The following is a 21,338-nucleotide window of genomic DNA, read 5'->3' on the forward strand; positions in this document are numbered from 1 at the left end:
AAGTTGGAATCTACTCATTTTCGTTAAACAAATCACAAATTTTTATCCTCTCCCCCTTGGAAACCTGATCACACTCCCCCACATATGAACCACAAGGCTTTGATACCTCTGTGGTATCGCGCATTAATCAAAAACAACATGGAATATTCAGGAGAGACGACCGATGAACATTCGTCCATTACACGACCGAGTTATCGTAGAGCGCCAAGAAGTTGAATCTAAATCAGCAGGTGGCATTGTGCTTACCGGTTCTGCTGCGGAAAAGTCAACTCGCGGTGTGATTCTGGCTGTAGGCAAGGGCCGCATCCTAGAAAACGGCTCCGTACAGCCGTTGGACGTTCAAGTTGGCGATACTGTTATCTTTGCTGAAAGCTACGGCACAAAAACAGAGAAGATCGACGGTAAAGAAGTTCTGATCATGTCTGAAAATGACATCATGGCTATCGTTGAATAAAAGCAATCGTTGAGTAGTTCAATTCTGAAAAACAACGACTATCAAAATCGAATTTAGAAAGGAAAGAAAACATGGCTGCTAAAGACGTTAAATTTGGTAATGACGCACGAGTAAAAATGCTAGAAGGTGTGAACGTTCTAGCTGACGCAGTAAAAGTAACCCTTGGCCCTAAAGGCCGCAATGTTGTACTGGACAAATCGTTCGGCGCACCAACCATCACTAAAGATGGTGTCTCTGTTGCACGTGAAATTGAGCTTGAAGACAAGTTCCAAAACATGGGTGCGCAGATGGTGAAAGAAGTTGCATCGCAAGCCAACGATGCGGCGGGTGACGGTACAACGACAGCAACAGTACTTGCACAATCTATCGTCAATGAAGGTCTAAAAGCGGTTGCTGCGGGCATGAACCCAATGGATCTTAAACGTGGTATCGATAAAGCGGTCACTGCGGCGGTGGAAGAGCTGAAAAAACTGTCTGTTGAATGCAACGACAACAAAGCGATTGCTCAGGTAGGAACTATCTCAGCAAACTCTGACTCAACCGTTGGTAACATCATCGCAGAAGCGATGGAAAAAGTGGGCCGCGATGGCGTCATTACGGTTGAAGAAGGTCAAGCTCTACAAGATGAACTTGATGTGGTTGAAGGTATGCAGTTTGATCGCGGTTACCTATCACCATACTTCATCAACAATCAAGAAGCGGGTAGTGTTGATTTAGAAAACCCATTCATCCTATTGGTTGATAAGAAAATCTCTAACATCCGTGAGTTGCTTCCTACCCTTGAAGCGGTTGCTAAAGCGTCTCGTCCTCTGCTGATTATTGCCGAAGATGTTGAAGGTGAAGCACTGGCGACACTGGTTGTGAACAACATGCGTGGTATCGTTAAAGTGGCAGCGGTAAAAGCGCCTGGTTTTGGTGACCGTCGTAAAGCGATGCTACAAGATATCGCGATTCTGACTGGCGGTACGGTGATTTCTGAAGAGATTGGTCTTGAGCTTGAAAAAGTGGCTCTAGAAGAACTTGGCCAAGCGAAGCGCGTTACCATCACCAAAGAAAATACCACCGTGATTGACGGTGCTGGCGAAGAAGAAATGATTCAAGGTCGTGTTGGTCAAATTCGTCAACAGATTGAAGAAGCAACGTCTGACTACGACAAAGAAAAACTTCAAGAGCGCGTTGCTAAATTGGCAGGCGGTGTTGCTGTGATCAAAGTCGGCGCGGCAACTGAAGTTGAAATGAAAGAGAAAAAAGACCGTGTTGAAGATGCTCTACACGCAACTCGCGCAGCGGTTGAAGAAGGTGTGGTTGCTGGTGGTGGTGTTGCACTGATCCGCGCGGCTTCTAAACTCACTGAGCTGACTGGCGACAACGAAGAGCAAAATGTCGGTATTCGTGTTGCGCTACGCGCGATGGAAGCACCAATCCGTCAAATTACCAAAAACGCAGGTGATGAAGACTCAGTGGTTGCCAACAACGTGAAAGCGGGTGAAGGCAGCTACGGTTACAACGCGGCAACTGGTGAATACGGTGATATGCTAGAAATGGGTATCCTAGACCCAACGAAAGTAACGCGTAGTGCACTGCAATTTGCTGCCTCTGTTGCTGGTCTAATGATCACCACGGAAGCGATGGTAACTGACTTACCGCAAAAAGATGCCCCTGCAATGCCTGATATGGGTGGCATGGGCGGTATGGGTGGCATGGGCGGTATGATGTAATCCCGCTGCTACGTTATCCATAACGTACAATAAAAAGCCCGCGGAGAGTTCGCGGGCTTTTTTATACCTAATGCCTACTCTTCCTTTGGTTTTGGCACGTATTTCAGAAAGAAACTGAGTGACAACAACAGCACGCCTGCACTGGCAATAATGCCAACCGGATAAATTAAGTTCCCTGCCATATCCATTTGGCTGTATTTAATCACCATAATCAGCCCTTCTAGAGCTAAAGCGACACATACAGTACCGATAAAACGAGGGAGAGTACGTCGCAGCAGCATAATGACATCATGCTGATCTTCATTTCCATACTCTTTATGGATCACCATCGCGAGTTCAAAGACGGCAAGCGCAATAATATTGGAATTGATTAATTTGATGATGGCGTCAATAAACTCCGGATGAGTGTGATAACTGATAATCGCAGAATAGATACTGCTGATTACGATGACGCCGGAGAAGATATAAAAAAGATAAGCAAAGGCGCGAGCGAAGAGTTTCTGCATCGTCAATAGCATAGATAAAATTCCGTTGGTTGAATAACTTCCTATTAGTCTGACAAATGCCAAGGATTTTGTGTCAGCGTGTTTCTAACGTTTTTAACAAATATTCCAGTATCGTGTAAATTCTCTTGGTTTCACGGCCAAACCTGATATCGGTTTAACGATGGAAATCTCCCCAAGCTTATTGCACTATGGTTTATCTCATTATCGACAGGGAAAGCATATGAAGATCAATGCGCTAGAGCATCAAGCTGGCCTCTACACTCTGAAAGTTGCCCACTGGAATATCGAGCCTCAACAGCACTGGACGGTGTTTAGTTCGCAAAGCCAGTGTCTTGCTGAATTGGTGAACATTTTATGTGGTGAGGTTGAGAGCGCAGCCATCTCAGAACGTCCTGCGCGTATAGGCTGCGTGTCGCTAGCGTTGCAGCAGCAGCTGTTGGAGCGAGAACTTGCCAATGACGAAACGGATTTCCAAGATCATATTGATTATGGTTCAAGTGTTGAGCAACTGGTGATGGAAAATGTGTCTTCATCGCAAGAGTTAGAAAAATTACTGGCTCAAACCGATCTTCTTACCCTACGCCACCGTCCATTTCGTCAGCTTTCGACGGGGGAAACTCGGCGGGTGATGCTGGCTCGTGCGCTGGCAAACGAGCCTGAGTTACTGATTCTTGATGAGCCGTATTCTGGGCTTGATACTGCCCATCGTGCCGCGCTCTCGGCGTTACTCAATGAATGCGCCCAAACCATGCAAATTATCGTTGTTACCTCGCGGGATGATGAAATGCCAGATTGCATGACTCATGTTGCATTATTTGTTCAGGACCAACTTGAGCAAACCATGGAAAAGGCACAGTTTATTGAGCATCCTCTGATGCAGCAATTGCAAGCGCTCTCATCACAGCAAAGCAATGCGATTGTCGATTTAGTGGAACTGCAAAGCGATATTCAGCTAGTCCCTGACCCATTGGTTGAGATGAACAGCGTCAAAGTGGAATATGTCGATGGGCTGATTTTTCAAGATCTTGATTGGCAAATTAAGCGTGGCGAACATTGGCAAATTAGAGGTCCCAATGGTTGTGGCAAGAGTACGCTGCTCGGGTTGATTATGGGGGATCATCCACAGTGTTATAGCAATGATATCCGTGTCCTCGGTATGAAACGCGGCAGTGGTGAAAGTATTTGGGATGTGAAAAAGCGTATTGGCATTGTGTCGTCAGCGTTGCACTTACAATACCGAGTAGGATGTAGCGCTCTGGATGTCGTGCTATCGGGCTTTTTTGATTCGATTGGCTTATATGAAAAGCCAAGTACCCAGCAAATTCAGTTGGCACGTCAATGGCTGTCGGTATTGGAGATGAGCGAGTTAGAACGGGTAGGGTTTAAGTCGCTCGGCTATGGGCAGCAGCGATTATTGCTGATTGCTCGTGCGCTTATCAAGCAGCCTGCCTTGCTGATTTTAGACGAGCCCTATCAAGGGCTGGATTACTTGAACCGTAAGCTGATGTTCTTTGCGCTGAGTCGTATTGCCAGTGCTAACTTGACGCAGCTTTTGTATGTGACACATCATCAAGATGACGCGTTAGATGCGGTGACCAACTTTGTCGACTTTGAACCTGCTGAACAAGGGCACAGAGTGATTATTCGGCGAACTTAACCGCCGTCATTCTGAACCAGCGAAGCGTGGATTCAGAATCTGGTTTTTGAGTTGGGTGAGTGAGATATAGACCCTGAAACAAGTTCAGGGTGACGAATATATTTGTTCATGGTGACGATGACGCTTGTTAAAGATGACAATGATACTTGCTTAGGTTGACGGTAGTGCTGGGTCATGGCAACAGCGCGTACAGAAGGTTATAGAGCGATGGTTCACTGCGGCTCACCAGCGTCATTCTGAACCAGCGAAGCGCCGATTCAGAATCTGGTTGTTGAGTTGGGTGAGTAAGGGCTAGACCCTGAATCAAGTTCAGGGTGACGAAGATATTTGTGCAGGGTGAAATGATGCTTGTGAAGGGTGATGGTGACGCTTGTTCAAGATGAAGATTATGCTTGTTTAGGTTGACGGTAGTGCTGGGTCATGGCGACAGCGCGTACAGAAGGTTATAGAGCGATGGTTCACTGCGGCTCACCAGCGTCATTCTGAACCAGCGAAGCGCCGATTCAGAATCTGATTGTTGAGTTGGGTGAGTGAGGGATAGACTCTGAATCAAGTTGAGGGTGACGAATATATTTGTTCAGGGGGGCAATGATACTTGCTTAGATTGAGGGTAGTGCTGGTTTAGGCTGACCGCAGTGTTGAGCGACGGTTTTGGTGCTCAGGGGACGATGTTTAGTCAGCGTCCCCCTTTATTACCTAAAGAATAAGATCCAAGACTTCTGGGTCTTTACGATCCAAATAATGGGTCGATTTGATACGACGAATAGTGCGGCAGCGTCCACGCACCAATAAGGTTTCTGTGGTGGCGATGTTTCCTTGACGAGTGATACCATCAAGAAGATCGCCTTTGGTGATGCCGGTTGCGGCAAACACCACATTGTCACTGCGTGCCATGTCTTGCATGGTTAGAACCACTTCTGGTGTTACGCCCATTTCTTGGCAGCGTCGTACTTCATTAGCGCCAAGAATACGGTTATCCTCGGTTTCACCTTTGACTTTATGGCGAGGCAGCAAGCGCCCGTGCATATCACCATCGAGAGCACGAATCACGGCAGCCGACACGACACCTTCAGGCGCCCCGCCAATGCAATACATCATATCCACTTCACTGTCTGGCATACAGGTCAAAATAGAGGCGGCCACATCGCCGTCCGGCACGGCAAATACGCGAACTCCCATGGCTTGCATGTCAGCAATGACTTTGTCATGACGCGGTTTGGCCAATGTAACAACGACTAACGTATCTAACGTTTTATTCAATGCCTTGGCGACATTTTCTAGATTTTCTTTGAGTGGCTTATTGAGGTCGATGCAGCCTTTCGCTCCAGGGCCTACTACCAGTTTTTCCATATACATGTCGGGCGCTTTGAGGAAGCTGCCTTTTTCACCAGCGGCCAAGACGGCAAGTGCGTTGGATTGGCCCATGGCCGTCATACGTGTGCCTTCAATTGGGTCGACAGCGATGTCCACTTCGTCACCGCCAAGCCCCACTTTCTCTCCAATATACAGCATAGGCGCATCATCGATTTCGCCTTCGCCAATCACGATTTCTCCTTGGATTTCGGTTTTATTGAGTAAGGTTCGCATCACTTCCACTGCGGCACCATCTGCGGCATTTTTATCACCGCGTCCCAACCATTTATATCCTGCTAATGCTGCCCCTTCTGTGACTCGAGAAAAGGCCATTGCTAAATCGCGCTTCATGTGAAGACTCCCAAAATTGATTGATCGAAAGGGAAAATAAACTGGCGAGATTTTAGCATATCAATGGTTTGAGATTGATTTTTTTGTGGTGATGTAACTTGAACTGCATCAAAGCAAGCTTTTAAAGTGGGGTGGTTTAAGAACAAATACGCGTTCAGGTCAGATCTGTGTTAAATCACGCTGATTTTTTAGCCGAATAGACCACATTTGCAAATATAGCGCGTGTGTCTAGGGATGTGGCTGAGTAGAATGAACGCAGGGTGACACTAAACCGAATGATATTAAGGGTAGGCAAACATGTCTTTTGAAGTACTAGAGCAACTAGAAGCAAAAATTCAAACCGCAGTCGATACCATTGCACTATTGCAAATGGAAGTTGAAGAACTAAAAGAAGAAAAAGCGAAACTGACGACTGAAGCTGAAGAGTTACGCAGCAGCCGTGAAGAGTTAGAGCAAAAATCACAACAGATGCAGCAAGAGCATCAAGCATGGCAAGAGCGTATTCGTAACTTGCTTGGCAAAATGGATGAAGTGGAATAAGCCTTTGCTGCAAAGTGATACTTGAACGAAAAACGCCAATATGAAGTTGGCGTTTTTTTATGGGATAAACATGGAGGCGGTCAACCCTTCATGTTGGGTGTCCCGTTACGCTTTTGGGCGCACACCTAGCGTATGACACAGGGCGTAAGTCATCTCAGCTCGGTTCAGGGTGTAGAAGTGGAAGTCTTTCACCCCTTCACGGCTAAGCACGCGTACCATATCGATCGCTTGGCTCGCTCCGACCAGTTGGCGAGTGGTTGGATCGTCGTCCAATCCTTCAAATTGACGTGCCATCCAACCGGGGACTTTGACGTTGTTTTGCGCCGCAAAGCGGGAGGCCTGCTTAAAGTTTGAAACCGGTAGGATGCCAGGGACGATTTCGACATCAATACCAGCGGCTACGCAGCGATCACGAAAACGCAGATAACTTTCTACATCGAAAAAGAACTGAGTAATCGCGCGATTGGCGCCCGCATCTACTTTGCGTTTCAGGTTCAAAAGATCGGCTTGCGCACTTTTCGCTTCTGGGTGAACTTCAGGAAATGCGGCAACCGAAATATCAAAATCGTGGCGCGACTTTAACAATTCAACCAGATCGGACGCATACATTTGTGGTGCGCCGCCACCCGGTGGAATATCGCCACGCAGAGCAACAATGCTCTCAATGCCATTGGCCCAGTAGTCATCGGCAATTTTTGTCAGCTCTTCGCGGCTGGCATCAATACAGGTGAGGTGGGGTGTGGCGACCAAGCCGGTTTGAGATTTAATTTCTTTGATGATCGAATGCGTGCGATCACGCTCGCCAGAGTTCGCGCCATACGTCACCGAGACAAACTTCGGTTGCAGTGTTTTTAGGCGATGTACCGAATTCCACAATGTTTCCTCCATCTTTTCGCTGCTTGGCGGAAAGAATTCAAATGACACATTGATGTTGTCTGACAGTTCAGCAATGTTCTGGTTTAAGGCGTCAATGTGCCCAGCGTGCGTATATCCCATGTGTTTTCTCCTGTGGTGACCAACCACATCCATCAACTAAAAATTATTTTTACGTTTAGACGTCTATATGTCCAAAGAATGTAATGAATAGCTTTTAATGTCAACTGTCTCATTATGAATTTTTCTCAAGTTAATAATGAGGGTTTCTCAATCATTCGTTGCATCAAGCGTTCTGGTGGCTATTTAAGCATATCGGGGTTTGAGCAAGTTGCGAAACTGTGAGGTGAAACAGCGGTGGGGAAGAAGGGAAGTGAACACAACAAAGCCGCCACTTACATTATGCAAGTGGCGGCCTTTAATCACAGCATGCTGGCCAGAAGGTTCAAGTCTGATTGAATCGCGCCAGCGGTGACTTCACGCCCTGCTCCTGGGCCGCGAATCACCAGCGGGTTGTCTTTGTACCACTTACTCTCAATCGCGAAGATATTATCGCAAGGCAGTAGGTTAGCGAGCGCATGTTCTTTATTCAAGGCTTCGACACACACGCTAGCTTGACCATTTTTCTCAAGGCGAGCCACGTAGCGCAGCACTTTCTCTTCCCGCTGCGCTTTCTCTAAACGTTCCGCTAAACGTTCGCTCAGAAGGTTGCCGTTATCGAGGAAGTCGTCCAGTGTCATCTCGCGCAATTCTGCAGGGACTAAAGACTCGACTTTAACCTGTTCGGGTTCAAGCTGAAGCCCTGATTCACGGGCCAAAATCACTAATTTACGCATGACATCTGAGCCATCTAGATCGCTACGAGGGTCCGGCTCGGTCAAGCCTTGCTGCCAAGCAAGATCCACCAGTTCGATAAACGGGACGCTGCCATCATATTGCTGGAAAAGCCATGATAGGGTACCGGAGAAAATACCGGATAGGGCGACGATTTCATCGCCGCTTTCGCGCAAGTCGCGAACGGTATGATTAATCGGTAACCCAGCACCAACGGTTGCGTTATATAACCAATGACGGTTGATTTTAAAGAACGCGTCTTGCACTTGATGATAATAATCACCCGATGCAGAACCCGCGACTTTATTCGCCGAGATTAGGTGCATGCCTTGCTCTGCGATTTCTAGATAGCGCGCAGCAAGTTCTTTGCTGGCGGTGACATCCAGTACCACGGCATCATCAAAACTTTGAATTGCCCCAATGCGTTGGATCCACTCGTTATCTTGGTAGGAGATTGCTTCATCGGCGAATCGAGCATCGACGGTATTGGGATCGATCCCTTGTTCATCAAACCAATATGTTTGGCTATCGACCACTGCAATTAGCTCGAAATTCATGCCGTGACGTTTTTCGATTTCCGGTTTTTGCTCTGCGAATAGTTTAAGCCAACTGGTTCCGATATTGCCTTTACCACACAATACGATGGCCACGCGCTTTTGCGCTTGAAAAAGCTGAGTATGAATGCCTTCAACCAGACTTTGAGTTTCCGTTGAGCGCAGTACCGCCACCAAACTGAGCGCAGAGTCGGTCTCAGAAATAAATTCAACCGGGGCGTTTTTCAGTTGTTGGTAGAAGCCATAACAGTGATTTGGGTTTTTGGTGACGCCGGCCCCCACCGCGGCGACTAAACAATACCCTTCTTTAAGTTTGAGATCGGCTTCGGTTGCCATGTCTTGAAGAAAGCTCAGCGCGCCCGTGGCGATTTCCGCCGTGTACGCCAACTGAAGAACATGTTGGTCACTTTGTACTTCATAGGCTAAGGGTTGAAGCTGGGCTCGCTTCAAGGTCTCTAACACATTGGTTTGCAAGCGCTTAAAATCATGACCTGAGGCGAAACTGAGCTCAATCAGTAGGACATCGTCCAGTGAGGTAATGATCTTTGCACCGCGACCCGAGGCGAGGACACGTTCAATACGAGTTGAGCCAGACTCCGGTTGATAGCTGCAGCGTAGGTGAAGATCCATCGCACTTTGCGCCACGGGTTGCAAGGTTCGGCTGTGTAATACTGGCGCGGCCAGCCTTGCTAATTCACTGGCTTCATCAAGGCGGAGCAATGGCAATAAACACGCCTCAGAGACGATTCTTGGGTCAGCACTGAATACGCCAGCAACGTCACTCCAAATCGTGACCTGGCTGACTTGAGCCAATGCGCCAATAATGGTTGCCGAGTAATCTGAACCGTTACGTCCAAGAAGTACCGTATGCCCTTGATCGTTTTGCGCCATGAAACCTGTTACCACGATGCGATGCCCAGAATGCTGCGCCAAAATCGCTTGTAATAGAGGGTATGAAGCACCTTGGTCAATCTCGGGTTGAGTGCCCGTTTGTGCACGCAAGAAAGCCCGTGAGTCTTGAGAGACACTGTTCAGATCAAGCTGTGTTAAAAGCGCAGCAAGCAAGCGCGCTGACCACGTTTCGCCATGACCGAGCACCGCCGCGCGCTGCTCTGCAGTAAGCGGCGCATTGAGTTCACCCAATGTGGTAAATTCATCTTGCAGTGCTGAGAGTAGCGGTGTTTGTGCATCTTCTTCTAATAGTTCACAGACCAAATCGGTCTGAAACTGGCGCAGCGCTTGCAAAACTTCATGGGCCACTCGGCCATCTTTATGCAGGGCGTCAGTAAACTCAATTAAGCGGTTGGTGGTTTTGCCCGCCGCCGAGACCACAATCAAGTCATCGGCATTTGAGTACTGCTTTAAAATGTTGGCTACACGGCGGTAGCATTCGGGGTCTGCTAGGCTGCTGCCACCGAATTTATGTAGTTGTCGAGGGTGAGTCATCACCACCTCTCCTTAAACGAGATTGAAAGCTTGGTCGAGATCGGCAATTAAGTCTTGTGCATCTTCAAGGCCAACTGAAAGTCGAAGCAGTTGATGTGAGACGCCAGCTTCCGCTAAAGCGGCTTCGCCCATAGCACGATGAGTCATGGTCGCCGGATGGCAAATCAGGCTTTCGACGCCACCAAGGGACTCGGCAAGTGAAAACAGTTTTAAGCCGGTTACAAAGGTTTGGAGTTGCTCATAACTGCCAGCAAACTCAAAGCTGAGCATCGAGCCAAATCCTGATTGCTGTTTTTTCGCGATCTCATGGCCTGGATGTTCAGGCAAGCTTGGATGAAAAATAGCGCCAACCAGAGGTTGGGTTTTGAGGTAATCAAGAATGCTCAATGAGCTCTCTTCATGCACACGCATTCTTGCGCCCAAGGTACGAATTCCGCGTAGTGTTAGGTAGCTATCAAATGGCGTGCCGGTTGCGCCAATGCAGTTACCCCACCAAGCGAGTTGCTCCGCGTGCTCTTGCTGTTTAGCAATGACTACCCCACCAATCACATCAGAGTGACCATTAATAAATTTAGTGGTGGAGTGAATAACAAAGTCTGCACCGAGTTCTAAAGGCTTTTGGTACACCGGTGTCAAAAAGGTGTTGTCGACAGCAACCAGAGCGCCGACTTGTTTGGCTTTTTGGCATGTTTTTTCGATATCAACCACGCGTACCAAAGGGTTAGACGGGGTTTCTAGCAAAATCAGTTTTGGTTTTTTCGCAATCGCCGCATCAAAGGCGGCTTGGTCGGATTGGTCAACAAATTCGACCTTGAAATCACCTTTTTGTGAGCGGGTATTAAACAAGCGGTAAGTGCCGCCATAACAGTCATGGGGAGCAATAATCAGATCATCAGGGCCAATAAAGGCTGATACCCATAAGTTCAGAGCAGAGGTGCCACAGTTGGTGACAACGGCCCCCTGACCGGATTCCAATTCGTAAAGCGCTTGTTCTAATAGCCCGCGGTTTGGGTTACCTGAGCGCGTATAGTCATACTTAGGCACATCACCAAACGCAGGGAAACCATAGTTGGTTGATAGATAAATCGGTGGCACAACCGCGTGATGTTGTGTGTCAGATTCAATCCCAGTTCTTACCGCTATTGTGGCAGGTTTGTGAGTACTCATAAGATTTCCTTGCGAAGAGAATGACTTGTTAATTGGAATGCGCTATATATGGGGAGTGAATCGGTTATAGAGTGAACAAACTGCTCAAAAAACACCGATTCATTCATTTCCATTCCATACCCCGTCACTTTACTTTGCTAAAAATGAGACGTCAACACTTCTAGACGTCTATATGTCTTTGCTTGTAGACTTAAAAGCCGCTAAAATTGTGGGTCTAAAACTAATTCCTAAACTTTTACGAAGGTGCGCAATGGCAGACTGGAATGGGGAATACATAAGCCCATATGCTGAACATGGCAAAAAGAGTGAGCAAGTAAAAAAAATTACCGTATCTATTCCATTGAAAGTATTGAAAGTTTTGACTGATGAGCGTACTCGTCGTCAAATCAACAACCTGCGTCATGCCACCAATAGCGAGCTGTTGTGTGAGGCGTTTCTGCATGCGTATACCGGGCAACCCCTGCCAACGGATGAAGATTTGCGCAAAGATCGCCCAGACGATATTCCTGCTGAAGTGAAAAGACTGATGACAGAAATGGGTATTGAGTTTGAATCTTACAATGACGAGTAAGTCTGCTGTAAGAAATAGTGCTACTTAGATTCCACTTTTCTAAATTGATGGCGCTGTGTTTACACAAAAAAAGGTTGGCATTTGCCAACCTTTTTCTATCAAGAACCACATCTAAAGAGCCTCAATGCGCGCTTTGGGTTTTCACCGCTTTGCGCTCGATTCAGGCCTCTCATGATGCTTAATCTTGCATATAGTTTTCTGGCATATCGATACGCGCCACACCCGATTCAACCGCCGCTTCAGCAACGGCACGGGCCACTCGAGGGAGCAATCGCTTATCCATTGGTTTGGGAATAATGTATTCAGGACCAAACTGTAGTGATTCCACGCCTGCGGCGTTAAGTACTTCGGCAGGAACGTCTTCTTTGGCGAGTTGGCGAATGGCTTCAACCGCCGCCAATTTCATTTGATCATTAATCTCGCTAGCACGCACATCCAGTGCGCCACGGAAAATAAATGGGAAACACAGAACGTTATTGACCTGGTTTGGGTAGTCACTGCGTCCGGTTCCCATAATCAAATCATTACGCACTTCGTGAGCAATCGATGGCTTGATTTCAGGATCAGGGTTAGAACACGCAAAGACCACTGGCTTATCTGCCATCAATTTTAGCGCGTCAGCAGAAAGAAGGTTTGGACCAGAAACACCAAGGAAAAGATCGGCGCCTTCAATCACATCTTCTAAGGTACGTTTATCGGTGTTGTTGGCAAACAACTGCTTGTATTCGTTAAGATCATCACGGCGAGTATGGATGACGCCTTTGCGGTCAAGCATGTAGATTTTTTCACGCATTGCGCCGCATTTAATTAGCAGTTCCATACAGGCGACTGCGGCCGCGCCAGCGCCTAGACACACGATGGTTGACTCTTCAAGTTTCTTACCCTGTAGCTCAATCGCATTGAGCATACCTGCGGCGGTGACGATGGCGGTACCATGTTGATCATCGTGAAAAACGGGCACATCACAACGTTCAATGAGGCGTTTTTCGATTTCAAAGCAGTCAGGAGCCTTGATATCTTCAAGGTTAATGCCGCCAAAGGTGTCCGCAATATTTGCAACGGTATCAACGAATTCGTCAATGGTGCGATGTTTTACTTCAATATCAATGGAATCCAACCCTGCGAATCGCTTGAATAACAGCGCTTTCCCTTCCATCACTGGTTTTGATGCCAGCGGTCCTAAATTCCCTAGACCTAAAATAGCGGTACCGTTTGAAATCACCGCTACCATGTTGCCCTTTGCTGTATAGCGATACACCGTGTCTGGATTTTGTGCGATTTCACGAACCGGTTCGGCAACGCCTGGGCTATATGCGAGAGCAAGATCAAGTGCTGAGTCAGCAGGTTTGGTTAACTCAACTGAAATTTTACCAGCGGTTGGTTTGGCATGGTAATCCAGGGCTTGTTGGCGAAATTGCTCTTCCGCAGAGAGCGTTTGGTTGTCATCAGACATATGTTTAGGTGCTCATTTGATGGGGGAAAGATAATTTTAATCTATGGTACCGAGGCTGCCTAGACACTAGGCTGACTTAGATCAGTCAAAATGACTAAATATCGAAGAGATAAGACCAGATAACGTTTTGTATCGGTATTATTTGAGGTTAGAGAGGTTGTAGCGGAAAGGTTAAATCAACAGGATCAAAAAAGGACGCCGTAGCGCCCTTTTTGTATCAATCAATAATCGAAATGGATTATTTGCTTGATAGGTTGCCGAAACGCTTGTTGAAGCGATCAACACGACCACCGGTATCAACGATACGTTGTTTACCAGTGTAGAATGGGTGACATTTGTCACACACATCTAGGTGGATTTCTTCTTTACCAAGAGTTGAGTTGAACTCAAAAGTGTTACCGCAAGAACAGTTTGCTTTAACGGCTTTGTATTCTGGGTGGATACCAGTTTTCATGGGAGAACCTCAATTTAGGCCGTGTCGCTATCCGATTCAAAGCCGGACACCACACGTAGTTAATAATATAGAAATGACATACCGCTGAATCGAACTCGTCGAAGCAAGCCATATGGTCAAGGCGCAGTATAGTAATGTTTCCCTGAGCGTGAATCAATAGTTTTGCCTCAATTGATTGCTACTTTTTTCACCATGTTATTGTTGTTCATCGACAGTCACCGCAATCACCACGAAACTATCAACTCATGAAGTGATCGATTAAACTGGGTTTCGTCTTAGCAAACTGAGAGTTACCCGCTTATTTATGCAGCCTGCGATTGCGCGTGTCGCGCTTCCTGTTCCTCTAGATAAACTGTTTGATTATTTGATACCAAGTGGTGCTTACCCGGTGGTTGGAGGGCGTGTGTCTGTCCCTTTTGGTCGCCAAACCTTGGTTGGCATTGTTATTGAGTTAACGGATCAGTCGAGTTTTGCTCGTGAGCAGCTTAAAGCATTGTATCAAGTTCTGGATCATCAGCCGCTATGGGCTGCGCCGCTCTATAAGCTATTAATGTGGTGCAGTCAGTATTATCAATATCCTCTTGGCGAAACGCTCAGTAATGCGATGCCGAGTGCTTTGCGTAAAGGCAAACCAGCTGAGTGGGCAAAAGTCGTGGAGTGGCAGCTTACCGAAGCGGGTAAGAATCAATTAATGCAAGGGCTAGGGCGAGCAGTACAGCAGGCGAAAGTGATGAACATGTTGTCATCGGGAGCACTTTCTCAGCAAGCGTTTATCGATGCGGATGTGTCGAGTTCGGTGCTGAAAAACCTGAGAGAAAAAGGCTGGATTGTCTGCGTTGATAAAACGCCCCACCGCGCCGCTTGGCCACAAGCGATTGAGGCCGAGGTTGATAAACCCAAGCTTAACCAAGAGCAAGCAGTTGCCATTGCGGCAGTGAATTCACGCCAAGAGTTCGGTTGTTACCTACTAGAAGGGGTGACCGGTTCTGGCAAAACAGAAGTGTATTTAAACCTGATTAAACCCGTGCTGGAACGAGGTGCTCAGGCATTGGTGTTAGTACCGGAAATCGGTCTCACTCCTCAAACCATTAATCGATTTAAAAAACGCTTTAATGTGCCAGTGGAAGTGGTTCACTCGGGACTGAATGATACGGAGCGTCTTAATGCTTGGCTTGCGGCAAAGGATCGCTCGGCTGGAATCATTATTGGAACGCGCTCTGCTTTGATGACTCCGTTTGCCAACTTGGGCATCATTATTGTCGATGAAGAGCATGATGGTTCCTACAAGCAGCAAGACAGCCTGCGTTATCATGCGCGAGATGTCGCGGTGATGCGCGCAAACCAAGAGAACATTCCGATAGTGTTGGGTTCGGCGACCCCGGCATTAGAGACACTGCATAACGCGCTAAGCGGTAAGTATCACCACTTAATTTTATCAAAGCGTGCGGGGAATGCGCTGCCAACAACCAATAAAGTATTGGATATTAAAGGGTTATATTTAGATAGTGGACTGTCTGCCCCTTTGATTGCTGAAATGCGTCGCCATTTAGCGGCTGGCAACCAAGTGATGTTGTTTTTGAATCGCCGTGGTTTTTCTCCTGCTCTTATGTGCCATGAATGTGGCTGGATTGCCGAATGCAAGCGCTGTGATGCTTATTACACCTATCATCAAAGTAGCAGCGAAATACGCTGCCATCATTGTGGTTCACAGCAGCCCGTCATCCATCAGTGTCAGGGATGTGGCTCGACACACCTTGTCACCGTCGGCGTAGGGACTGAGCAATTGGAAAACAAACTGGCAGAGCTGTTTCCTGAGTTTAAGGCGATTCGAATTGACCGAGACAGCACACGGCGCAAAGGCAGCTTGGAGTCGGCATTAGAAGCGATTCGTAAAGGGGAGTACCAAATTCTCATCGGTACGCAAATGCTGGCGAAAGGGCATCATTTCCCTAATGTTACGCTGGTGGCTCTGCTGGACGTTGATGGATCGCTTTATAGTAGTGACTTCCGCGCATCGGAGCGCTTAGCACAGCTATTTATTCAAGTGGCTGGACGAGCAGGGCGAGCGAGTAAACCTGGTGAAGTGGTCCTGCAAACCCATCATCCTGAACACAGCCTACTTCAAGCATTACTTGAAAAAGATTACCGCCATTTTGCGCAAAGCGCGCTGGCTGAGCGCAAGTTGGCCATATTGCCCCCATTTTCCTATCTGACCTTATTTAAAGCAGAAGCCAATCACTCAGCAATGGTGGAAGACTTTTTACGTCAAGTCAGGCAAACATTGGAGGCCAATCCTCTATTTGATGAATATTGTATGGTACTGGGGCCAACCCCATCACCGATTGCGAAGCGGGCAGGTAAATTTCGCTGGCAGCTATTACTGCAAACGCAATCGCGTCCGGTGATGCAGAAATTACTCAATAGCGCAAAACCAGCGATCCAGATGCTGCCAAGTGCCAAGAAAGTCCGTTGGTCTCTGGATATTGAGCCTCAAGATTTGAGTTAAGTGGGAAGTTTGTTAATACGTCACTGGCTGCGTATCAATTAAAAGAATTGTCATCATTTTTCATTTATCTGTGACGAAAATCACCAACAAACTGCCTTTTTTGTTAATCTAGCCGTAACTTTATGTTTCGAAATGAATAAACTAAGTCCTGTATACTTTTTTATTCATTCTTATGAATAAGGTAAACGATTGCGTAATGCAATCAAGTTAATATAAGAAATGAGCTTTAGTTCATCACCAAAAATCATAAATCTAAAAGAAGTGGCGTCTTGGCTACTTGGAAAGGAATTGAGAGGGTTAATTTTTTATGGCGACAATGAAGGATGTTGCCCAGCTCGCAGGCGTCTCAACCGCAACCGTATCTAGGGCGTTGATGAACCCTGAAAAAGTCTCGTCAGCCACACGAAAACGGGTTGAAGATGCCGTGCTGGAAGCTGGATATTCACCAAATTCTTTGGCGCGCAATCTGCGCCGTAACGAATCAAAAACAATTATCGCGATCGTTCCTGATATTTGCGATCCGTACTTCACTGAGATCATTCGAGGTATTGAAGATGCGGCGATGGAACATGGTTACATCGTATTACTTGGCGACAGTGGTCAGCAGCGTAAGCGCGAAAGTTCGTTTGTGAACTTAGTGTTTACCAAGCAAGCTGATGGCATGCTGCTGCTTGGGACCGATTTGCCATTTGATGTCAGTAAGCCCGAACAGAAAAACCTCCCACCGATGGTGATGGCATGTGAGTTCGCACCTGAGCTTGAACTGCCCACTGTACATATCGATAACTTGACCTCAGCGTTTGAAGCGGTGAACTACTTGACGCAAATGGGCCACAAACGCATTGCGCAGATCTCCGGCCCGGAAAGTGCAGTTTTGTGTCAGTTCCGCTATCAAGGTTATCAGCAAGCTCTACGCCGAGCTGGAATAGCAATGAATCCTAGCTATACCTATTACGGCCATTTTGGTTTTGAAGACGGCGCTAAAGCGGTGCGTCAGTTATTGGCTTTACCTGAGCCACCAACGGCCATCTTCTGTCACAACGACTCGATGGCAATTGGCGCGATTCAAGAGGCGAAAAAATTGGGGTTACGTATTCCTCAAGACTTATCGATCGTGGGTTTTGATGACATTAAGTATGCTCAGTATTGTGATCCGCCGTTGACGACGATTTCTCAACCGAGGTATGAGATTGGTCGTCAAGCGATGTTGATGATGCTGGAACTGCTGCGAGGGCATGATGTTCGTGCAGGATCTCGTCTGCTTGAAACGCAGCTGATTGTTCGAGAAAGTGCTGCGCCACCGCGTCTTGTTTAAAGAAAGGTTGCGGCGGGTGATGATTTGACGTGCCGCTTCCATTTCAATGCTGTCATCCTTTCGTATTCTGCATTACCATATCGGGCTATGTACTTAATTGTTGATGTTTGACCGTGGCAAATAAAGATTATGTAAAGCGTGGCCGTGGAGCCAGTGCTGCAAAAAAGCCAGCCAGAAAAAATACGCCGCCGCGTAAACCATGGCGTAGTGGGCTGATTGCTTTGGTGTTAGCTGGCGCATTTGGTTATGGATTGTATATTCTCAGTAACGATCCTGAGCCGCCAAAACCGGTGGTTCAAGAGGTTGAGACTCAGCCGATCGTTAAGCCGAAAGCACCAAAGCAGACGCTTCCACCTCCACCAGAAGAGAAATGGGACTACGTTGAGTCGCTACCAAAGCGCGAAATTGAAGTTCAGGCCAAAGAGCAAGTGGTGTCTGAGATCCCTTATGTGATGCAGTGCGGTGCGTTTAAAACCATGCAACAAGCGGAAGAGCGCAAAGCTAATATCGCGTTTCAAGGCCTCAGCAGCAAGATTCGCAAAAAAGAGACCAGCAGTTGGTATCGTGTCACCTTAGGCCCTTATAAATTTAAACGGGATGCCGAACGAGACAAGCATAAACTGCAGCGCGCCAAGATTGAACCTTGCGCCATCTGGAAAGATAATCAGTAATTTCCTCACAAAGGCTAGCCACTCGGTTAGCCTTTGTGCTTTTTGATCCCGCCGTGGTCACTTGATTTTTTTTATTGTGATCCTCATATATTCGTTATCTTCCAAGTGAAAAGAATTAAGAGGCCCTACACGTGACTACTATCGTATCCGTTCGTCGTAATAATAAAGTTGTCATCGCCGGAGATGGCCAAGTGTCGCTGGGTAATACCGTAATGAAGGGCAATGCCCGTAAAGTGCGTCGTCTATACAACAACAAAGTGTTGGCCGGGTTTGCTGGTGGTACCGCCGATGCGTTCACGCTGTTTGAACGTTTTGAAAGCAAGCTGCAAATGCACCAAGGTCATTTGACCAAAGCGGCAGTTGAATTGGCTAAAGATTGGCGTAGCGATCGCGCACTTCGCAAACTCGAAGCTTTGTTGGCGGTAGCCGATGAAACGGCGTCGCTGATCATTACGGGTAATGGTGATGTGGTTCAGCCAGAAAATGATCTGATTGCGATTGGCTCAGGCGGTAACTTTGCTCAATCGGCGGCCATCGCTTTACTTGAAAATACCGAATTAGACGCTCGTGAAATTGCAGAAAAATCGCTAAAAATTGCTGGCGATATTTGTGTGTTCACCAACCAATTCCACACTGTCGAAGAACTAGAAATTGACGCGAATACCGAAGCTGAGTAAGCCGAGTACGCAACATAAATAGATAGTGGTAAACGCATCAAATTAAGGAATTCCCTATGTCTGAAATGACTCCCCGCGAAATTGTTCATGAATTAAATCGCCATATCATTGGCCAAGATAAAGCCAAGCGCGCAGTCGCGATTGCGCTACGTAACCGCTGGCGTCGTATGCAGCTTGAAGAGAGCTTACGTGTTGAAGTTTCACCAAAAAATATTTTGATGATTGGCCCGACCGGTGTAGGTAAAACAGAAATTGCTCGCCGCTTAGCGAAATTGGCCAATGCGCCATTTATGAAAGTCGAAGCCACCAAGTTTACTGAAGTCGGTTATGTGGGCAAGGAAGTCGAAACCATCATTCGTGACCTTACCGACGTTGCGGTCAAAATGACGCATCAACAAGCGATGGAAAAAGTAAAATTCCGCGCCGAAGAGCAAGCAGAAGAGCGCATTCTTGATGCGTTGTTGCCGCCGGCACGTGATGCTTGGGGACAAAATGAGCAGAGTGAAGAGCAATCAAGCACTCGCCAGTCTTTCCGCAAGAAATTGCGCGAAGGTAAGCTCGATGATAAAGAGATAGATATCGAAGTTGCCGCGCCGCAAATGGGCGTTGAAATTATGGCGCCTCCAGGCATGGAAGAGATGACCAACCAGCTACAAGGTATGTTCGCTAATCTCGCTGGTGATACCAAGAAAAAACGTAAGATGAAAATTTCGGATGCGTTTAAAGCCTTGACTGAAGAAGAAGCGGCTAAGCTGGTTAACCAAGAAGAGCTGAAAGAGCAGGCGATTTATAACGTTGAGAACAACGGCATCGTGTTTGTCGATGAGATTGATAAAATCTGTAAGCGCGGTGAGAGTTCTGGCCCCGATGTGTCTCGCGAAGGGGTTCAGCGTGACTTACTGCCATTGATTGAAGGCAGCACAGTGTCAACCAAACATGGTATGGTGCGCACGGACCATATTCTGTTTATCGCCTCAGGGGCTTTCCAAGTTGCCAGCCCATCGGATTTGATTCCTGAATTGCAAGGTCGCTTGCCGATTCGAGTTGAACTTGAAGCGCTCTCTTCGAGCGACTTCAAACGTATTCTCACCGAGCCAAAAGCATCGTTGACCGAGCAATACATGGCCTTGATGAAAACCGAAGACGTGACAATCAGCTTTACGGATGATGGTATTCAGCAAATTGCTGACGCAGCATGGCAAGTTAACGAAACCACGGAAAACATCGGTGCCCGTCGTTTGCATACGGTGATGGAACGTTTGATGGATGAAATCTCGTTTGATGCCACTGATAAAGCGGGTTCGACCTTTGAAATTGATGCCGCTTACGTTAAAGAGCGTTTAGGTGGCTTTATTGAAGATGAAGATCTGAGCCGCTTTATTTTGTAATGTTGGCGTTATTTCGTTGAAGCAGTAAAAAGGCGAGGAAATTCCTCGCCTTTTTTGATCGCAATCGCTGGTTAGAACAGCATAATGATAAACACGACAGCCAGCAGTGAAATACCGCCTGCGACGCCATAACACAACACTTTGCCAACGACCCCAGTATGCAGCTTAAGGTCATGCATACCATGATACACACGGTGCATGCCATGCCACATAGGCAGGGCTAGTGTTGCGATAATAAAGAGTGCGCCGATAATGCTGGTGGCAAAGTCCTGAACTCGATCATAGCTTAACGCTTCGCTGTCAATAATACCCAGCGGCACTAAAATACCGAGCACCAGTATCGTTACTGGGCTTATCATGGCAAACCAGCTACCGCCAGCGCCAAATAACCCCCACCAAATCGGCTCATCAGAGCGAGCCGGGTTGCGATCTACGCGATCGTTGTGATTACTCATAACACGCCCCTTAGACAATAATTAAAACAACCAAAGAAATGAACGCCACAGCGGCCCATTGCCCGAGAACCAACACTTTCGTATCCACGGTTTTGCCTTTGAAACGAATCGGCATGACTTGAGGAAACATCTTAAAGAAGGTGTGAGCATGGAATAAGCTACCGGCTAAAGCGACGAGGTTAATTGCAATCACGATAGGGTGAGCCATAAAGTTGAGCCATGTTTGCCACGCATCGGCACCTTTGACCAAAGCCGCTAAGCCTAAGGTCAAAAATAGTGTAAACAGAATCAGTGGCAATACCGTTGCTTCGCGTAGCATGTAAAAGCGATAAAACGGATGACTTTTCCACCATGTCGCTTTGACTTCACGAACATAAGGCTTACGGTTACTCATC

Annotated in this window: 19 protein-coding genes; 10 read left to right on the plus strand and 9 right to left on the minus strand. The window is 47.2% G+C overall.

Features of this window, described 5'->3' with window-relative positions:
• Positions 1-163 precede the first annotated feature (163 nt).
• Together ACFFUV_RS15745 and groL are read left to right on the plus strand one after the other, a co-directional pair.
• Positions 164-454 carry a co-chaperone GroES gene (locus ACFFUV_RS15745; RefSeq protein ID WP_390194535.1) on the plus strand — a complete coding sequence of 97 codons (291 nt, stop codon included), beginning with the start codon at positions 164-166 and terminating at the stop codon, positions 452-454.
• 71 nt (positions 455-525) lie between these two features.
• The gene (groL, locus tag ACFFUV_RS15750; RefSeq protein ID WP_390194536.1) at positions 526-2,172 is read left to right on the plus strand and encodes a chaperonin GroEL; all 1,647 of its coding nucleotides are present in this window, start codon (positions 526-528) and stop codon (positions 2,170-2,172) included.
• Positions 2,173-2,246: 74 nt separating this feature from the next.
• Here the strand turns inward: groL and ACFFUV_RS15755 are convergent, their stop codons facing one another.
• On the minus strand, positions 2,247-2,690 hold the full coding sequence (locus ACFFUV_RS15755) for a hypothetical protein (protein ID WP_390194537.1): 444 nt from the start codon (positions 2,688-2,690) through the stop codon (positions 2,247-2,249).
• A gap of 208 nt (positions 2,691-2,898) precedes the next feature.
• On the opposite strand from ACFFUV_RS15755, the gene ACFFUV_RS15760 reads away from it, so the two are divergent.
• Positions 2,899-4,335, plus strand: coding sequence for an ATP-binding cassette domain-containing protein (locus tag ACFFUV_RS15760; protein WP_390194538.1), 1,437 nt, complete (start codon positions 2,899-2,901; stop codon positions 4,333-4,335).
• Between the two features lie 696 nt (positions 4,336-5,031).
• Here ACFFUV_RS15760 and glpX read toward each other — a convergent pair.
• Positions 5,032-6,039 carry a class II fructose-bisphosphatase gene (gene glpX, locus ACFFUV_RS15765; RefSeq protein ID WP_390194539.1) on the minus strand — a complete coding sequence of 336 codons (1,008 nt, stop codon included), beginning with the start codon at positions 6,037-6,039 and terminating at the stop codon, positions 5,032-5,034.
• 297 nt (positions 6,040-6,336) lie between these two features.
• On the opposite strand from glpX, the gene zapB reads away from it, so the two are divergent.
• A complete protein-coding gene (zapB, locus tag ACFFUV_RS15770) occupies positions 6,337-6,579 on the plus strand; it encodes a cell division protein ZapB (RefSeq protein WP_390194540.1) in 243 nt (80 codons plus the stop codon).
• Between the two features lie 105 nt (positions 6,580-6,684).
• Here the strand turns inward: zapB and metF are convergent, their stop codons facing one another.
• The 3 genes from metF to ACFFUV_RS15785 all read right to left on the minus strand — a co-directional run bounded on the left by metF (position 6,685) and on the right by ACFFUV_RS15785 (position 11,453).
• Positions 6,685-7,575, minus strand: coding sequence for a methylenetetrahydrofolate reductase (gene metF / locus ACFFUV_RS15775; protein ID WP_390194541.1), 891 nt, complete (start codon positions 7,573-7,575; stop codon positions 6,685-6,687).
• A gap of 299 nt (positions 7,576-7,874) precedes the next feature.
• A complete protein-coding gene (locus ACFFUV_RS15780) occupies positions 7,875-10,286 on the minus strand; it encodes a bifunctional aspartate kinase/homoserine dehydrogenase II (RefSeq protein ID WP_390194542.1) in 2,412 nt (803 codons plus the stop codon).
• A gap of 12 nt (positions 10,287-10,298) precedes the next feature.
• Positions 10,299-11,453, minus strand: a complete 1,155-nt coding sequence (locus ACFFUV_RS15785) for an O-succinylhomoserine (thiol)-lyase (protein WP_390194543.1) — start codon at positions 11,451-11,453, stop codon at positions 10,299-10,301.
• 250 nt (positions 11,454-11,703) lie between these two features.
• Here ACFFUV_RS15785 and metJ point away from each other — a divergent pair, with 250 nt between their 5' ends.
• Positions 11,704-12,024, plus strand: a complete 321-nt coding sequence (metJ, locus tag ACFFUV_RS15790; RefSeq protein WP_390194544.1) for a met regulon transcriptional regulator MetJ — start codon at positions 11,704-11,706, stop codon at positions 12,022-12,024.
• A 178-nt stretch (positions 12,025-12,202) separates the two neighbouring features.
• Here the strand turns inward: metJ and ACFFUV_RS15795 are convergent, their stop codons facing one another.
• Together ACFFUV_RS15795 and rpmE are read right to left on the minus strand one after the other, a co-directional pair.
• Positions 12,203-13,477 carry a malic enzyme-like NAD(P)-binding protein gene (locus ACFFUV_RS15795; protein ID WP_390194545.1) on the minus strand — a complete coding sequence of 425 codons (1,275 nt, stop codon included), beginning with the start codon at positions 13,475-13,477 and terminating at the stop codon, positions 12,203-12,205.
• Positions 13,478-13,715: 238 nt separating this feature from the next.
• Positions 13,716-13,931, minus strand: a complete 216-nt coding sequence (gene rpmE, locus ACFFUV_RS15800) for a 50S ribosomal protein L31 (RefSeq protein WP_390194546.1) — start codon at positions 13,929-13,931, stop codon at positions 13,716-13,718.
• Between the two features lie 304 nt (positions 13,932-14,235).
• Here rpmE and priA point away from each other — a divergent pair, with 304 nt between their 5' ends.
• The 5 genes from priA to hslU all read left to right on the plus strand — a co-directional run bounded on the left by priA (position 14,236) and on the right by hslU (position 20,488).
• A complete protein-coding gene (priA, locus tag ACFFUV_RS15805) occupies positions 14,236-16,437 on the plus strand; it encodes a primosomal protein N' (protein WP_390194547.1) in 2,202 nt (733 codons plus the stop codon).
• 307 nt (positions 16,438-16,744) lie between these two features.
• The gene (cytR, locus tag ACFFUV_RS15810) at positions 16,745-17,752 is read left to right on the plus strand and encodes a DNA-binding transcriptional regulator CytR (RefSeq protein ID WP_390194548.1); all 1,008 of its coding nucleotides are present in this window, start codon (positions 16,745-16,747) and stop codon (positions 17,750-17,752) included.
• 113 nt (positions 17,753-17,865) lie between these two features.
• Positions 17,866-18,423, plus strand: a complete 558-nt coding sequence (ftsN, locus tag ACFFUV_RS15815; protein ID WP_390194549.1) for a cell division protein FtsN — start codon at positions 17,866-17,868, stop codon at positions 18,421-18,423.
• A 131-nt stretch (positions 18,424-18,554) separates the two neighbouring features.
• Positions 18,555-19,100, plus strand: coding sequence for an ATP-dependent protease subunit HslV (gene hslV, locus ACFFUV_RS15820; protein WP_390194550.1), 546 nt, complete (start codon positions 18,555-18,557; stop codon positions 19,098-19,100).
• Between the two features lie 41 nt (positions 19,101-19,141).
• Positions 19,142-20,488 (plus strand): ATP-dependent protease ATPase subunit HslU, encoded by a 1,347-nt coding sequence (gene hslU, locus ACFFUV_RS15825; RefSeq protein ID WP_390194710.1) that lies wholly within the window; start codon positions 19,142-19,144, stop codon positions 20,486-20,488.
• A 71-nt stretch (positions 20,489-20,559) separates the two neighbouring features.
• On the opposite strand, the gene frdD is transcribed toward hslU, so the two are convergent.
• Together frdD and frdC are read right to left on the minus strand one after the other, a co-directional pair.
• Complete coding sequence (gene frdD, locus ACFFUV_RS15830) at positions 20,560-20,943, minus strand: fumarate reductase subunit FrdD (RefSeq protein ID WP_390194551.1); 384 nt, start codon at positions 20,941-20,943, stop codon at positions 20,560-20,562.
• Between the two features lie 10 nt (positions 20,944-20,953).
• On the minus strand, positions 20,954-21,337 hold the full coding sequence (gene frdC / locus ACFFUV_RS15835; RefSeq protein WP_390194552.1) for a fumarate reductase subunit FrdC: 384 nt from the start codon (positions 21,335-21,337) through the stop codon (positions 20,954-20,956).
• Position 21,338 lies beyond the last annotated feature (1 nt).

It is taken from the genome of Vibrio olivae (assembly GCF_042428525.1).
Taxonomy (GTDB): Bacteria; Pseudomonadota; Gammaproteobacteria; order Enterobacterales; family Vibrionaceae; genus Vibrio; species Vibrio olivae.